Annotated in this window: 12 protein-coding genes; 7 read left to right on the top strand and 5 right to left on the bottom strand. The window is 63.0% G+C overall.

Annotated elements, in window-relative coordinates:
• The 7 genes from ACVCNR_RS22040 (at position 1) to ACVCNR_RS22010 (ending at position 7,753) form a co-directional block, all read left to right on the top strand.
• On the top strand, positions 1–1,506 hold the full coding sequence (locus ACVCNR_RS22040) for an aldehyde dehydrogenase (protein WP_447076514.1): 1,506 nt from the start codon (positions 1–3) through the stop codon (positions 1,504–1,506).
• A 4-nt stretch (positions 1,507–1,510) separates the two neighbouring features.
• Complete coding sequence (locus ACVCNR_RS22035; protein WP_447076513.1) at positions 1,511–2,857, top strand: NAD(P)/FAD-dependent oxidoreductase; 1,347 nt, start codon at positions 1,511–1,513, stop codon at positions 2,855–2,857.
• Between the two features lie 27 nt (positions 2,858–2,884).
• Positions 2,885–3,856, top strand: a complete 972-nt coding sequence (locus ACVCNR_RS22030) for a LysR substrate-binding domain-containing protein (protein WP_447076512.1) — start codon at positions 2,885–2,887, stop codon at positions 3,854–3,856.
• Positions 3,857–4,076: 220 nt separating this feature from the next.
• Positions 4,077–4,928, top strand: coding sequence for a glycine betaine ABC transporter substrate-binding protein (locus ACVCNR_RS22025; RefSeq protein ID WP_447076511.1), 852 nt, complete (start codon positions 4,077–4,079; stop codon positions 4,926–4,928).
• A 70-nt stretch (positions 4,929–4,998) separates the two neighbouring features.
• Entirely contained in the window at positions 4,999–6,063 is a 1,065-nt protein-coding gene (locus tag ACVCNR_RS22020; RefSeq protein ID WP_447076510.1) for a quaternary amine ABC transporter ATP-binding protein, read from the top strand.
• A 7-nt stretch (positions 6,064–6,070) separates the two neighbouring features.
• Positions 6,071–6,919 carry an ABC transporter permease gene (locus ACVCNR_RS22015; RefSeq protein ID WP_447076509.1) on the top strand — a complete coding sequence of 283 codons (849 nt, stop codon included), beginning with the start codon at positions 6,071–6,073 and terminating at the stop codon, positions 6,917–6,919.
• Positions 6,920–6,922: 3 nt separating this feature from the next.
• Positions 6,923–7,753, top strand: coding sequence for an ABC transporter permease (locus ACVCNR_RS22010; protein WP_447076508.1), 831 nt, complete (start codon positions 6,923–6,925; stop codon positions 7,751–7,753).
• A gap of 107 nt (positions 7,754–7,860) precedes the next feature.
• Here ACVCNR_RS22010 and ACVCNR_RS22005 read toward each other — a convergent pair whose 3' ends face one another.
• The 5 genes from ACVCNR_RS22005 to ACVCNR_RS21985 all read right to left on the bottom strand — a co-directional run bounded on the left by ACVCNR_RS22005 (position 7,861) and on the right by ACVCNR_RS21985 (position 15,903).
• Positions 7,861–8,946 (bottom strand): quaternary amine ABC transporter ATP-binding protein, encoded by a 1,086-nt coding sequence (locus ACVCNR_RS22005; RefSeq protein WP_447076507.1) that lies wholly within the window; start codon positions 8,944–8,946, stop codon positions 7,861–7,863.
• Positions 8,939–9,826: an ABC transporter permease gene (locus ACVCNR_RS22000; RefSeq protein WP_354198414.1), complete on the bottom strand. Its 888-nt coding sequence runs from the start codon at positions 9,824–9,826 to the stop codon at positions 8,939–8,941. The genes ACVCNR_RS22005 and ACVCNR_RS22000 overlap by 8 nt, the downstream gene beginning before the upstream one ends.
• A gap of 109 nt (positions 9,827–9,935) precedes the next feature.
• On the bottom strand, positions 9,936–10,937 hold the full coding sequence (locus ACVCNR_RS21995; RefSeq protein ID WP_354198416.1) for an ABC transporter substrate-binding protein: 1,002 nt from the start codon (positions 10,935–10,937) through the stop codon (positions 9,936–9,938).
• Positions 10,938–11,005: 68 nt separating this feature from the next.
• Positions 11,006–13,453 carry a GcvT family protein gene (locus tag ACVCNR_RS21990; protein ID WP_447076506.1) on the bottom strand — a complete coding sequence of 816 codons (2,448 nt, stop codon included), beginning with the start codon at positions 13,451–13,453 and terminating at the stop codon, positions 11,006–11,008.
• Positions 13,450–15,903 carry a GcvT family protein gene (locus ACVCNR_RS21985; protein ID WP_447076505.1) on the bottom strand — a complete coding sequence of 818 codons (2,454 nt, stop codon included), beginning with the start codon at positions 15,901–15,903 and terminating at the stop codon, positions 13,450–13,452. Before ACVCNR_RS21985 ends, ACVCNR_RS21990 begins: the two co-directional genes overlap by 4 nt.
• Positions 15,904–16,245 lie beyond the last annotated feature (342 nt).

Genomic DNA, 16,245 nt, shown 5'->3' with positions numbered 1-16,245 from the left:
ATGAGCGATTTCCTGACCGCCTCGCAATACAAGTCCATCGCCGCCGGGTTGAAGCTGCAGCATCTGGCCTTCATCGATGGGGCTTTCCGTCCCGCGATCTCCGGCAAAACCTTCACCACCATCAATCCGGCGACGGGCGAGGCATTGACCGAGATCGCCGCTTGCGGCCCAGAGGATGTAAACGTTGCTGTAACGGCCGCTCGCGCGGCCTTCGAAGACGGCCGCTGGTCGCGGCTGCATCCGAGCGAACGCAAGGAAGCTCTCCTGCGTCTGGCTCGGCTGATGAGCGACAATGCCCGCGAACTGGCGGTTCTGGAAAGCATCGATAGCGGCAAGACCATTTTCGACTGCGAGACAGTGGACGTGCCCGAAACGATCCATGTGATCAAATGGCACGCCGAACTGATCGACAAGATCTACGATCAGGTTTCGCCGGCATCCGACAACCATATCGCCATGGTGGTCCGCGAGCCGGTGGGAGTCGTGGGCCTGGTTCTGCCCTGGAATTTCCCGTTGCTGATGCTGGCCTGGAAAATCGGCCCAGCGCTCGCCGCTGGCTGCTCCGTGGTGATGAAGCCTGCAGGCGAGACGACGCTGACGGCGCTACGCGTGGCGGAACTGGCCGTCGAGGCCGGACTGCCGGCGGGCGTTTTGAACATCGTCACCGGATCGGGCGTGGATGTGGGTGAGCCTTTGGGGCGGCACCCGGATGTGGATATGGTCAGCTTTACCGGTTCCACCGTGACCGGGCGTCGCTTCCTGAACTATTCGGCCGACAGCAATCTGAAGGAGGTCGTGCTGGAACTGGGGGGCAAGAACCCTTGCATCGTTCTCGACGACGCCGAGGATCTGGACGCGGTGGCGGCTCATGTCGTCAACGGCGCCTTCTGGAACATGGGGCAGAACTGCTCGGCGGCCTCGCGCCTCATCGTGCAGCGTGGCATCAAGGAGCGGCTGATCGAGCGGGTGAAGGCTCATGCCGCCGAATGGATCGTCGGCGATCCACTGGACCCGGCGGTGCGGGTCGGCGCATTGATTTCAAAGGTGCATTTCGACAAGGTCAGCAGCTATCTCGAAGCCGCTCAGGCCGAAAAGATGTTGATGGGCGGCAGGATCGTCGCCGAGGGTTTCATCGAGCCGACCATCGTGGAGACCCCCCGCGGATCCCGGCTTGCAGCAGAGGAAATCTTCGGTCCGATCCTGACCGTGATCGTGGTGGAGAGTTTCGAAGAAGCGATCCAGGTTGCCAATGACACCGAATATGGTTTGGCGGCTTCGATCTTCTCGGCCAACGGCAAGCGGGCGCTGCGTGGCGCGCGTATGCTGCGGGCAGGCACGGTGACGGTGAACAGCTTCGGCGAGGGCGATGTGACCACGCCCTTTGGCGGTTACAAGCAGTCGGGTTTCGGTGGACGCGACAACTCGATCCACGCGCATGACCAATATACCCAGCTCAAGACTATCTGGCTGGACCTCACCGACGCTTCCGACGCGAATCTCGACTGAGACGATGAAACAGCATCGGGCGGTTCGCACTCCGGTCTTCAACGGGCCGGCCGGATGGAACGTGATCTTGCCTCCGGCTGCGCCACGCGCGCAGCTCAAGGGTACTGAGGGTTGCGACGTGGCGATCGTGGGCGCCGGTTTCGCGGGGCTTGCCGCCGCGCGCCGCCTGCACCAGCTCGACCCATCGCTGAGCGTGACGATTGTCGAGGCCGCGCGGATCGCGGAGGGGGGAACCGGGCGAAACTCGGGCTTCATGATCGACCTGCCGCATGAGCTTACCTCGTCGGACTATGCCGGCTCTGGGAATAGCCACGACCGCCAGCTGACGCTGCTGAACCGGCAAGCCATCGATTTTGCGGCTGAAGCGGTCGCGGAATACGCCATTCCGGAAGGCTGGTTCCAGCGCATGGGTAAGATCAATGCGGCGGCCTCTGCCACCGGACTGGCGGCAAATGTCAGCTATGCCGAACACCTGCGTCATTTGGACGAAGCGCACGAGATGCTGGACGCCGGACAGATGAAAGAAATCACCGGCACCGAATATTACAAGGGCGGGCTGTTCACTCCTGGCGCGGTGATGATCCAGCCTGCCGGCTATGTGCGAGGCCTGGCCGCGGGGCTTGAGCGGGAGGGGGTGCGCATCTTTGAAGGTTCTCCGGTGTTGAGGGTCGGGAGCAATGCGCAGGGGTGGTTGGTTGAAACCGCGCAAGGCTCTCTTCAGGCGCAAAAGCTGATCCTTGCCAATAACGGTCACCTGGAAAGCTTCGGCTTCAAGCGCGGGCGGCTGATGCATATCATGTTGAACGCTTGCATGACCGAGGAACTGACGCCCGAGGCCCTCCGCGCGCTCGGTGGGCATGAATGTTGGGGCGTGACGCCGTCGGACCCGATGGGAACGACGGTGCGCAAGATCGGCCCGGCGCAGGGAGGCAACCGCATCGTCATCCGGCAGGGTGGCTACTATCGGCCCGATATGCGAACCAGCGCCGACGATCTCGCGCGCGTGGTCCGCCACATGCGACGGAAGTTCGACGCGCGTTTCCCAATGCTGAAGGGTGTGCGATTCGAACATAGCTGGTCAGGGCATCTGTGCCTGTCGAAGAACGGCGTCTCTGTCATGCGGGAACTCGAGCCGGGTCTGTTTACCGCATGTGTGGACAACGGTCTTGGCACGACACGCAGCACGCTGACGGGGATCGGCGCGGCGGAAATGCTGTGCGGGCGAACGAGCGCCATCACAAAGTTTTTTAACGCCGAGGCCGAACCGGCGCGTCTGCCGCCGCATCCTTTCGACACGATCGGCGCAAATGCTTATATGCGCTGGAAGGAATGGCAATCGCGGCAGGAATAGCCGCAGGCCAGGGGAGGAGCCATCGCCATGCCGCCGATCAAACGCCGCTATCTGCCTTCGCTCGGCTCTTTCGCCACATTCGAGATTGCGGCCAAGCACCTCAGTTTTACGTTGGCTGCAAAAGAGCTGAACGTCACCCAGGGCGCCGTCAGCCAGCAGATCCGCCTGCTGGAGCGGGCGCTGGAGACACCGCTGTTTCTGCGCAAGCGCAACATGCTGGAATTGACAGCGGAAGGGGTGACGCTGTTTCACGCCGTGACCGCCGGGCTGGACACGATCAGCGCTGCCGTCTCGGTGCTGGCCGGGGATGACACTCCGCAGACTGTCACCGTTTCGGCAACCGACGGAATGGCGCTTTTCTGGCTCCAGCCGCTGATCGATAGTTTTCGCGAAACCCATCCCGAGATTGGCTTCGTCGTGCTGGCGTCGGACGCCGACGACACGCTGCGCAATTACGCCGATGTCGATATCGCCTTCCTGTGCGGGAACGAGCGGTGTGAGATCGGCGAGAATCTGCATTTTCTGTTTCAGGAAATTGCCCAGCCCGTCTGTACCCCGGATTTTCTGAGCCGGTACGGGCCGTTTGACAGCCCGGACAGCCTGAACGGGGTGGAACTGCTGCATCTCCACGACCGGCACTGGAGCGCAGACGCCATCGGTTGGCAGCCTTTGGGCTGGCCTGAATGGTTCCGGGCGCAAGGGGCCGAATGGGCGAAGGCTCCACCGGCCCTTTCGACCAACAAGGTGAGCCTTCTCATGGAGGCCACGCTCGCCCACAGAGGCGTTATGCTGGGCTGGCATCATATGGTCTGGCGGATGATAGATGAGGGCAGGTTGGTTTTCGCCTATCCGGCGCCGATCACGGCTGGGCGGGGCAATTTCCTGAACTGCAAGCAGAAATCCATGAAGCGACCGGGTGTAGCGGCATTCGTCGAATATGTACTTTCGGCGACGAAGGCGCAGATTGAGGCACATCCCTTTCAGCCCCAGAAATTCTAATGCCTACCGGCTGAAAATTCTCGTTTGCGAGAAATCTGGTTGCATCGGATAAACCCAGCCATCTGGGAATGGGAGCTTCCAGATCATCAGCTTACCCGGATTGTTTGGAGCCGTTCCCGGGAGGACCAAGGTAAGCCACCGGAGTGAATGGCTGATCCTGCCCGTCATCAAATTCTTCAGGAAGATGAAGCCGTCCCATGGCGGCAAGAGGAGGAAATCTATGCGCAAACTGTTCAAAACCATTCTTGCGGGCGCCATGGCGCTGGGTCTTGCCGTGCCGGCAATGGCACAGGACAAGGTGATCAAGATGGGCACGATCATCTGGGAAGACCTGACGCCGATCACCGGCATCACCAAGAAGGTGCTCGAAGACAAGGGCTACAAGGTCGAGGTCACCGAATTCTCGGAGTGGGGCATTGCTTATGCGGCGTTGACCAAGGGCGACGTGCAGGTCCTTGCCTCGCAGACCGATTACGTCGCGCACGACTACTGGGACAAGAACAAGAACCGGCTCGAGAAGATCTCTCCGGTCTCGCATGGGCTTTATCAGGCTATCGCCGTGCCGAAATATGTCACGATCAATTCGATCGAGGAACTGAATGACAATGCCGACAAGTTCGGTGGCAAGATCATCGGGATCGAGCCCGGCTCGGGCCTGATGCGCGAAGCCGCCGATGCGGTGTCGCAATATGGGCTGAAGCTGCAACTTGTCGAGGGCAGCACCGCCGCCATGACCGCCGCGCTGAAGTCGGCGACCGACCGTAAGGAATGGGTCGCGGTCACGCTGTGGGAGCCGACCTGGATGGCGCTGAAGTTCGACACCAAGTTCCTGGCCGATCCCAAGGGCATCTTCGCGCCGCCACAAGGTTACTATTGGGTTGGGCAGAAGGGCTTTTCGGAAGCCAACCCGGAAGCGCGCGAGGCAATAGCCAGCGTCTACGTTCCGCTGGTCGACATCGCTTCGATCAATGCGGCTGTCAACGACGGCAAGACCATGGATCAGGCGGTCGCCGACTGGACCGAAGCCCACGCCGATCTTCTGAAGCGTTGGGAGAACATCAAGCAGTACTGACAAACGCACCCGAGCGGCTCGTTTGGGGCCGCTCCTTCTTGTTGCCGGGTGGCGTCACTGGGAGGCATGGATGACGCATAAGGAAACGGCCGAGGTTCTGATCGACTGTCAGTCGGTGTGGAAGGTTTTCGGTAAACGCAGCGCCGAGGCGATCAAGGCAATAACCGAACGTGGTCTCGGCAAGCAGGACGTGCTGAAGCAATATGGCTGCGTGATCGGCGTCTCCGATGCCAGCCTGCAGGTGAGCCGGGGGGAGATCTTCTGCATCATGGGCCTGTCGGGCAGCGGCAAATCCACGCTGATCCGCCTGCTGAACCGGTTGATCGAGCCGAGCCTTGGCAAGGTCCTGGTGAAGGGGCGCGACATCGGTGCGATGGACGCTGCGGCCCTGCGCGAGATCCGCGCCCGCCATATCGGCATGGTCTTCCAGAGCGTCGCCTTGCTGCCGCAACGCAACGTGCTGGAAAATGCGGCCTTCGGTCTCGAGGTTCAGGGCGTGCCGCGCGACCAGCGCAACCGCACTGCCGAGGCTGCGCTGGACAAGGTGGGCCTGTCCGATTGGAAGCTGCGTTACCCCTCGGAACTGTCGGGTGGAATGCAACAGCGTGTCGGCCTTGCCCGCGCGCTGGCCTCCGATCCTGAAATCATCCTGATGGACGAACCGTTTTCCGCGCTCGACCCGCTGATCCGACGGCAATTGCAGGACGAATTCCGGCAACTGACCAAGGAGCTGGGCAAGTCGGCGGTATTCATTACGCATGATCTCGACGAGGCGATCCGTATTGGCGACCGTATCGCCATCATGAAGGATGGCGTTATCATCCAGGTCGGCACCGCCGAGGAAATCGTGATGAACCCGGCTGACCAGTATGTTGCGGATTTCGTCGCCGGCATCTCGCGCCTCCATCTGGTCAAGGCTCATTCGGTCATGGTTCCGCCGGAGGGATGGCAGGGCGCTACGCAGGATCTGCCCCGCTGCTCGCCCGAGGCCGATATCGATGCGCTGATCGGCCTGATCGCCGATACCGGCAGCGATGCGATCAGGGTCGAGGACGATGGCAATCTGGTTGGTATCGTGACCATCCGCAATCTGCTTTCGGGCGTGCGGGGCGAACCCCAAGCCCGTGCGGCGTGAGGGCGCGATGGACCTTTCCGCTTTCGTTCCCGCCTTCGACGAGCAGGTCGACAACATCCTGTTCTGGCTAACCGATCATGCCGCTTTCTTCTTCGATGGCGCGCGCGTTGTGCTTGAAGGGTTCTACAACGGCGTCCTCTGGCTGCTGAACCTGCTGCCCTTCTACGTTGTCGCTATCCTGGCCGGACTGGTAGTATGGCGATCGGTGAACCTGAGCTTCGGCATCGGCACAGCCATCGCTCTCGCCTGCTGCGCTGTTATGGGGCTTTGGCCCGAAACCATGAGCACACTCGCGCTGGTCATAGCGGCCAGCGTAATCGCTCTGGCAATGAGCCTGCCGCTCGGGGTCTTGGCCGGGCTTATGCCGCGCCTTGAACGGTTCCTGGCACCGGCGTTGGATCTCATTCAGACCATGCCGCCCTATATCTACCTGCTGCCCTCGATCGCGCTTCTGGGTTATGGCCCGGCGACAGCGCTGGTCGCGACGGTCATCGTCGCCATGCCGCCGGCAATACGCCTGACCTCGCTCGGCATCCGTATGACGCCCAATGAATTCATCGAACTGGGCGAGGCGCTCGGCACAAACCGGGTGCAGGCCTTCTTCAAGATCCGACTGCCCTTTGCCGTACCTTCGATCATGGCGGGCGTGAACCAAAGCCTGATGATGGCGTTCGGCATGGTGGTCATCGCAGGTATCGTCGGCTCAGGCGGGCTGGGAGAAACGATCTATGGCGCGATCCGCACTCTGAACATCGCGCGCTCGATCGACGCCTCGATCGCCATCGTCGTCCTTACCATGATACTGGACCGTATGACCCAGAGCATGGCCGCGTCGTGCCAGAAGATGGGGGAGTAAGCGATGGAGTTTTCCCCCGGAGCGTTCATTGCCCCCGCCGTTGATTGGCTGAATACCAATTTCCATCCGTTCTTCGCGATGCTGACTCGCCTGATCGAGGCAATCCTGGGCGGGATCGAGGCCTCTCTCCTGGTTCTGCCGCCGTTTGCGGTGATTGCCATCGTGACGCTGGCAGCCTTGCTTGTGCTTGGCTGGCGGATGGCGGTTCTCGCCTTTTGCTGCCTCGGATTCTGCCTGCTGATGGGGCTGTGGATCGCCTCCATGCAGACCATCGCGCTGGTCCTGGTGGCAGTGGCCATCGCGGTCGCCATCGCATTTCCGCTCGGTATCCTGGCAGCACGTCGTCCCCGGTTCGAAGCGGCGCTGCGTCCGATTCTGGACATCATGCAGACCGTGCCGCCATGGGTCTACCTGATCCCGGCCGTAATGATCTTTAGCCTCGGCCGGGTGCCGGCGATCATAGCGACGATCGTCTATGGCATCCCGCCAATGTTGCGCCTGACGACGCTGGCCTTCCGCGGCGTACCGACGGACCTGAAGGAATTGGGTCAGGCTATTGGCGCGAAGCCCCGCACGATCCTGTTCAAGATCGAACTGCCCGCAGCCAAGCCGACCTTATTGGTTGGATTGAATCAGTGCATCCTCTTGTCGCTGGCCATGGTGGTGCTGGCTGGGCTGGTCGGTGCGGGCGGCCTTGGTGCCGAGGTGACGCGTGGACTGACGCGTATGGAAATGGGCCTTGGTTTGCGCGCGGGCCTTGCCGTGGTGGCCGTGGCAGTCCTGCTCGATCGGCTGTCGCGCGCCGCGCTGGAACTGGACCGACGCAAGGTCTGAAGCCCGTCCCTCGGGGAGCTCGCCGGCGGCCATGCCGGCTCCATCGACCGGCAGCAATGGCAAGCCGTACAAACCGCCACCGATCATGAGATCGGCGCCGCGCCGTGTCAGGATTCTGCGGCCGCATGGCCTCTCTGCCCGTCCGACGCGTCCTGGAGATTGACCATCGCTTCGGCGAGTTGGCGCAGCGTCACGGTTCCCGACGGCTTGCCGGACGGCTCGGTGACCGTGAGGCTGTCGCCGGCAGCGGATGCGAGCAGGCGCATGGCTTCCTCGATGGTCGCGCCGGCAGCGATGGCCGGCCCGTGGCCGGCTGCGTCGGGAGACAGCGGCGCCATGACGGCTTCGACCTGGATCACGCGTGCCCGGTTGACCTCTCTAACGAAGTTGGCGACGTAATCGTCGGCGGGCCTGAGCACAATGTCCTGGCTGGTGCCCTGCTGCACCACCTCCCCGTCGCGCAGGATGGCGATGCGGTCGCCGAGCCGCAGCGCTTCGTCCAGGTCGTGGGTGATGAAGACGATCGTCTTTTTGATCTCCTTCTGGATGTCGAGCAGCACCGTCTGCATGTCGGTGCGGATCAGCGGGTCGAGCGCGGAGAACGCCTCGTCCATCAACAGGATCGGTGCGTCGTTGGTGAGCGCGCGGGCAAGCCCGACGCGCTGCTGCATGCCGCCGGAGAGCTGGTTGGGATAGTGCTTCTGGAAACCGGAGAGGCCGACGCGGGTAATCCAGCGCATCGCCGCCTCGACCTGGCGGTCGCGCGGAAGGCCCTGCATCTCAAGCCCGTAGACGGTGTTCTCTAGCACGTTGCGATGCGGCAGGAGCGCGAACTTCTGGAACACCATCGCGGTCTTGTGGCGACGGAACGCGCGCAGCTCCTTCGGTGTCATCTTCACCACGTCCTCACCGCCGACGAGGATTTCGCCCGCAGTCGGATCGACCAGCCGGTTGATGTGGCGGATGAGCGTCGACTTGCCCGATCCGGACAGACCCATGATGACCTGGATGCTACCGGCCGGCATGGCGATGTTGATGTTGCGCAGACCCAGCACATGGCCGTGACGCTCGTTCAGCTCCGCCTTGGACATTCCCTGCTCGACCAGCGGAACCATGGCGGCGGCATCCGGGCCGAATATTTTCGACAGGTTCCTGATCTCGATGCCGTAGCGGTTCGCGCTTTCCTTAGCCATGGACGATCTCCAGATGCTTCTGGAGCCTGCGGCCATAAGCCTGGCTGATGCGGTCGAAGATGATGGCGATGCCGACGATGGCGAGCCCGTTGAAGATGCCCATGGTGAAATACTGGTTGTTGATGGCCCGCAGCACCGGCTGTCCCAGCCCCTGTACGCCGATCATCGAGGCGATCACCACCATGGCCAGCGCCATCATGATGGTCTGGTTGATGCCGGCCATGATGGTGGGCAGGGCAAGTGGCATCTGCACGTTCTTCAGCTTCTGCCAGTTCGACGAGCCGAAGGCGTCGGCGGCTTCCAGCACGTCCTTGTCCACCAGCCTGATGCCGAGATTGGTCAGCCTGATCATCGGCGGGATGGCGTAGATCACCACCGCGATCACGCCCGGGACCCTGCCTATGCCGAGCAGCATGACGACCGGGATCAGGTAGACGAAGCTCGGCATGGTCTGCATCACGTCGAGCACCGGGTTGACGATGCTCTGCAAGCGGTTGGAGCGCGCCATCAGGATGCCGATGGGAATGCCGAGCGCAATGGCCACCACAGTGCAGACGAAGATCATCGACACCGTGCGCATCGTGTCGTCCCACATGTCGAAATAGCCGATGACAAGCAGGGTCAGGACGCTGCCCACGACGATCGCCCAACTGCGGCTGGCGAACCAGGCTATCGTGGCGATGGCCAGAATGACGATCGGCCAAGGCGTGTTCAGCAACAGCCACTCGGACTGGATCAGGAACAGCCGCAGCGGCTCGAAAACGCCCTCGATCATGTCGCCATAGCCGCGGGTGAAGTTCCTGAAGCCGTCGTCTATCGCCCGCCTCAACTCGCGCAGCGCATTGTCGTTCATGTGCGGAAATGACCAGAACCAGTCCATATCGTTCCCCTGCCTGCTTCGTGGCGGCTTTTTATCGTCTTCTCCATGCCCCGCGAGGCGATGGACCGGGCGGCCCGCTACAGCGCGAGGCCGCCCGGTCCGGTCAGGTCTAGAGCGCCGCCTTGATCTTCTCAGCGGCTTCCGGCGAGACCCAATCCTTCCACAGGTCCTCGTTGTTCTGGAGGAAGTATTTCGCGCCGTCCTCGCCGGAGGCCTGGTTGTCGGTCATCCAGGCCATCAGTGCGTTGACGGTGGCGTTCGTCCATGCACGCTTCTGGAAATAGGCGACGACATCCTCGCCGGCCCGCTCGGCGAAGGTCGAGGTCAGCAGCGTCTGCACCGTGTCGGCCGGCCAGTCGTTCTTCTTCGGGTCCGGGCATTCGGCGATGGTGTTGCAGCGCTTCCATTCCGCCTCGTCATACGGAACGCCGTGCTCGAGCTTGACCATTTCGTAGCGGCCGAGCAGGGCCGTGGGCGACCAGTAGTAGCCGACCCAGCCTTCCTTGCGCTCATAGGCCCGCGCGATCGAGCCGTCGAGGCCGGCGGCGGAGCCGGTGTCGACGAGCCGGAACCCGGCCGCCTCGGCGTCATAGGCCTTGTAAAGCTGGCCGGTCACGACCGTACCGCCCCATCCCTGCGGGCCATTGTGGACGGCTCCCTTGCCGGGGTTCTCGGGATCGGGAAAGAGTTCGGGATGTTTCAGCGCATCGTCGATGGTCTTGATGTCGGGGTTGGCGTCCGCGATGTACTTGGGAATCCACCAGCCCTGTACCGCGCCATCGGAGATTGCCACGGCGGCAGCGACGATGCGCTTCTCGTCGAGGCCGCGCTTGAGCAGTTCCGGCACCAGATCGATCCACCCTTCGGGCGCGACGTCCGGCTGGCCCTTCTCCACCATGGAAGTGATAGTCGGAACCGTGTCGCCGCTGATGACCGAAGCGTTGCAGCCGTACCCCTCACGCAGGATGAACTCGTCCAGGCTGGCCAGAACCTCCGCGCTTTGCCAGTTCATGGCGGCGATGGTGACGTCGCCGCACTCGGCGGCCGCAGGTGCGGCGGCCAGAACGCCCAGCCCCAGGGCCAGGCAGGTCGTTGCCAGAAGATGCTTCATGTCTGTTCTCCCATTTCTGTTATCGGATTGAAGCCTGAAGGTTAGGATTATCGGATGTTGCTGGTTCGTCAGAGCCTCGTTCGTTCGGATTTCGGATCATACATCGGTTTGAGCGACGCCTGCGCCGGGAAACGCTCACCCGCGATCTCGATCTCGTAGGTGGAGGCCAGCATATCGGCTTCGCTTTCTCCTTCGCAAGGCACATAGCCCATGCCGATGGCCCCGCCGAGGAAGTGACCGTAATTGCCCGAGGTGACGATGGAAACGATGCGGCCGTCCCGCACGATCGCCTCGTTGTGGAACAGCAAGGGTTCGGGGTCGGTCAGGCGGAACTGCACAAGCCTGCGTATCAGGCCTTCCTCACGCCTGCGCAGCACGGCGTCGCGGCCGATGAAATCACCCTTGGCGGTCTTCACGGCGAAGCCGAGGCCGGCTTCCAGCACATGGTCCTCGTCGGTGATGTCGTGGCCGAAATGACGAAAGGCCTTCTCGATGCGGCAGGAATCGAGCGCATGAAGGCCGCAGAGCTTAAGGCCGGAAGAAGCGCCGGCCTCCTCGATTGCCTCGAAGACATGGGCGGCCTGGTCGCAGGAGACGTAAAGCTCCCAGCCAAGCTCGCCCACATAGGTGACGCGATGGGCGCGGGCGAGCCCCAGGCCGATCTCGATCTCCTGCGCCGTTCCGAACGGGAACGCCTCGTTTGAGAAATCGTTCGGGCTGACTTGCGCAATCACCTCGCGGGCCTTCGGCCCCATCAGGCAAAGCACGCTTTCGGCGGCCGTCACATCGGTGATGACGACGAATTCCTGCGGCCGCGCATGCCTGCGCAGCCAGGCGAGGTCACGTTGCAGGGTCGCGCCCGGAACGACAGCGAAGAAGGCCGTCTCCGACAGGCGCGTGACGGTGAGGTCGCTCTCGATACCGCCGCGCGCATTGAGCATCTGGGCATAGACGATGCGGCCGGGCGCGACGTCCATCTGGTTGGCGCAGACCCGTTGCAGCAAGGCAAGCGCATCGCGGCCCTCGATCCTGATCTTGCCGAAGGAGGTCATGTCGAACAGGCCGACGCCCTCGCGCACCGCCATATGCTCGTCGCGCTGGTTGGCGAACCAGTTCTGCCGCTTCCAGCCATAGCGGTATTCGCGCTCCTGCCCTTCGGCAGCGAACCAGTTGGCGCGCTCCCAGCCGGCGACCTCGCCGAACACCGCGCCGCGCGCCTTCAGATGCTCGTGGATCGGGGAGCGGCGCACGCCACGCGCCGTCGCCATCTGCCGGTAGGGGAAATGGTCGGCGTAGAGCAGGCCGAGCGTTTCCGTCACCCGCTCCTTCAGATAGCGTCGATTGCGCTGGAACGGCTGGGCGCGGCGGATGTCCACCTCCCACAGGTCGAAGGGCGGCTCGCCGTCGTTCATCCACTGGGCCAGCGCGAAGCCGGCCCCGCCCGAGGAGACGATGCCGATCGAATTGTAGCCGGCCGCCACCCAGTAGCCTTTCAGCTCCGGCGCCTCGCCGAGATAATAGCGGTCGTCGGGCGTGAAGCTCTCCGGGCCGTTGAAGAAGGTGTGGATGCCCGCCGTTTCCAACATTGGCATGCGCCGGATCGCCTTTTCGAGGATCGGCTCGAAATGGTCGAAGTCCTCCGGCAACTGGTCGAAGCAGAACTCTTCCGGTATGCCGTCCATGCCCCAGGGCTTCGCCACCGGCTCGAAAGCCCCCAGCATCATCTTGCCGGCATCCTCCTTGTAGTAGGCGCATTCGTCCGGCACGCGCAGCACCGGCAGGCGCTGGAGGCCGGGGATGGCCTCGGTGACGATGTAGAAGTGCTCGCAGGCATGCAGCGGCAGCGTCACGCCCGAGCGGGCGGCGAGGTCGCGGCCCCACATGCCGCAGCAATTGACGACGAGATCGGTCGAGATGACGCCCTGCTCCTCGCCCCGCGCCCACGATACCCCGGTGACGCGGCCATCGCGGTCGTCAACCGCCGTGACCTTGACGTTCTCGATCACCTTCGCGCCAAGCTGGCGCGCGCCCTTGGCCAGCGCCATGGCGATGTTGGCCGGGTCGCACTGGCCGTCCCCCGGCAGGTGGACGGCGCCGACGACATCGGAAATGTCGAGATGGGGATAGAGGTCCTTCACCTCCCGCCGCGAAATCTCGTGGACCTCCACATCGAAGGCCCGCGCCAGCGTGGCCTGCCGATAGATTTCCTCCTTGCGTTCCGGCGTCAGGGCAACGGTGATCGAGCCGTTCTGCCGCATGCCGGTGCCGATGCCGGTTTCGGCTTCGAGCTTCACGTAGAGGTCGGCGGAATATTTGGCGAGCCGCGTCATGTTCTGCGAGGCACGCAACTGGCCGACCAGCCCGGCGGCGTGCCATGTCGTACCGGACGTGAGTTGCTTGCGCTCCAGCAGCACGATGTCTTTCCAGCCGAGCTTCGCCAGATGATAGGCGACGGAGCAGCCGGAAATCCCGCCCCCGACGATGACGACGCGGGCCTTGTCGGGGAGGTTGCTCATGCGCGGAGTCTCTCGTTCTGCGGGTCCCACAGCGCCGCGTCCGGCTGGACGACCGCCTTGAACCGCTCACCGAATATCTCGACCTCGACCGCCGTGCCGGATTCGGCAAGGTCGGCGCGCAGCATGGCCAGCGCGATCGACTGCTCGACCCGGTGCCCCCATCCGCCCGAAAGCGTCTCGCCGACGATCTCACCATTCTTCCACAGAATGGACATGTAGGGCGCGTCGCAGGGGCCGGGGTTCTCGATCGCCAGCGTCACGAAGCGTTTCGCGATGCCTTTCTGCTTTTCAGCCAGAAGCGCGGCCTTGCCCTTGAAGTCGGGCTTGTCCCACTTCACGAAGCGTTCCAGCCCGCCTTGCAGGATCGTGTAGTCGGTCGACAGGTCCTGCTTCCAGACGCGGTAGCCCTTTTCCAGCCTCAGCGAATCCAGCGCGAACATGCCGAACGGCTTGAGGCCATGCTTCTGCCCGGCCTCCCACACGGCATCGAACACGGTCGCCGTATCCTCCACCTTGGTGTGCAGTTCCCAGCCCAGCTCACCGGCGAAGGACACGCGCACGAGCTGGAGCCATCTGCCGGCGATCTGGCACGATTGATGCGTCAGCCATGGCTTCGACAGGTCGCCGTCGCAGACCTCCGCCAGAATGGTGCGCGAGGCGGGACCGGTCAGGATCTGGCAGGAAAAGCGGTCGGTTACGTCCTCGATGGCGATGCCGCTTGCCTCGGGCAGATGCGCTTCGAGCCATTCCCTGTCATGGTACCGGGCGACCGCCGCGGTGATGAGGAAGAAGAAATCTTCGTCGAGCGCCATGATCGACATTTCGGTAACGATCCGCCCCTTGTCGTCGGCGAAATAGCCGAGCCCGATGCGGCCGGACTTCGGCACGGCGCCGGTGATCAGCGAGGCGAGCCAGTCGCGCGCGCCCGGTCCCTGTACGCGGAAACGCGAGAAGCCGGGCAGGTCGAGAATGCCGGCGGCGTCGCGTACAGCAAGGCATTCCTCGCGCATGCGCCTGTGCCACGGCCCGTCGCGATCGAAAGTCTGGGTCGCCGCCTCCGAAATGTCGTCGCCGGGCTGTGCATACCAGTTGGCGCGCTCCCAGCCATTGTAGGCCCCGAACTGCCCGCCGAGCGCGGCGATCCGGTCGTGGACGGGCGAAAGCTTGCGGTTGCGGGCTGCCGGCCATGTGTGGCGCGGGAAGAAAATAGCGTATTCGTTGCCATAGACCTCCATGCCCTTGGCTACCGCATAATCGGGCGCGGCGGCGAAAGCGGTGAAGCGGCGCGGATCGCACGACCACATGTCCCATTGGGTGGCGCCCTCGGTCACCCATTCCGCCAGTACCTTACCGGCCCCGCCGGCCTGCGCGATGCCGAAGGTGAAGACGCAGGCCTCGAAGGCATTGGGGACGCCCGGCATCGGGCCGATCAGCGGATTGCCGTCCGGCGTATAGGGGATCGGGCCGTTGATGATCTTGGACAGGCCGGCCGTGCCGAGGATCGGCACGCGGGCGACGGCGTCCTCCAGATACCATTCGAGCCGGTCGAGGTCGTCGGGAAAGAGCTGGAACGAAAAGTCGTCCGGCATCGGATCGTGGGGGCTCGCCCAATGCGCGCGGCAATTGCGCTCATAGGGGCCGAGATTCATGCCGGCCTTCTCCTGCCGCAGATAATAGGAGGAATCCACGTCGCGCAGCAGCGGCAACTTGTGGCCAGCTTCCTTCGTCCACGCGGCCAGCTCCGGAATTTCGTCGAACAGGATATATTGGTGGCTCATCACCATCATGGGGATGTCGCGGCCGAACATCCTGCCGATTTCCCCGGCCCGGTAGCCGGCGGCATTCACCACCTTCTCGCAACGTATGTCGCCCTTAGGCGTCGAGACCACCCAGTCGTTCCCATCGCGGCGCACCGCCGTCACCGGGCAGAAGCGCTCGATCCTGGCGCCCAAATCGCGCGCGCCCTTGGCCAGCGCCTGCGTGAGCTGGGCAGGATCGATGTCGCCGTCATTCGGATCATAGAGCGCGCCCTCGAGGTCATGCAGCTCGATAAAGGGATATTTCGACCTGATCTCGTTGGCACCGATCACCTCGATTGCCATGCCCTGATAACGGCCCATGGCCTTGGCCCGCTGGAATTCCCGCATGCGTTCCTTCGAATGGGCAAGGCGCAGCGAGCCGGTGACATGGTAGTTCATCGGATAGTCCACCGCCTCGGCGAGCCCCCGGTAGAGCTCGGCCGAATAGCGCTGCATGTTCATCAGCGACCAGGACGAGGAGAAGGTCGGCACATTGCCGGCAGCGTGCCAGGTGGAGCCCGAAGTCAGCTCATTCTTCTCCAGCAGCACGCAATCGGTCCAGCCGGCTCTGGCGAGATGGTAGAGCGAGGAGACGCCGACCGCGCCCCCACCGATGATGACCACTCGCGCGGCCGAAGGTAGTTCAGACACTGCGGATTCTCCCTTTCCAGGGGAAGCCTCGTCGCGAGGACGCCGCCTCCGCCGCTTGAATGGGTCACGCTGTAAGGCGTCCCCATTTCCCTGCCGTTCCACACCGCTTCCTGACGGTTATCCTCCCGAAACGGAGGTGTTTTTCTTGTGAAGCTCAGGTTGGGAAACCATGTCATGTAAAAATGCCATTCACAAGTGTGAAAATTTATGTTTGATTTTTTACAGAACAAGCGTCGTTGAGTGCCCGACATCGGCTCGGTAAATTCGTTTCCGACCGTGATTGGGCGCAACGGGAAATTATGGCCGATCAAGGACAGGGGTTCGGCATCGAGGCAAAAGGAA

The organism is Aquamicrobium terrae, assembly GCF_052978165.1.
The sequence above is the reverse complement of the archived record's forward strand: the minus strand, read 5'-3'. Positions and strand labels throughout refer to the sequence as shown.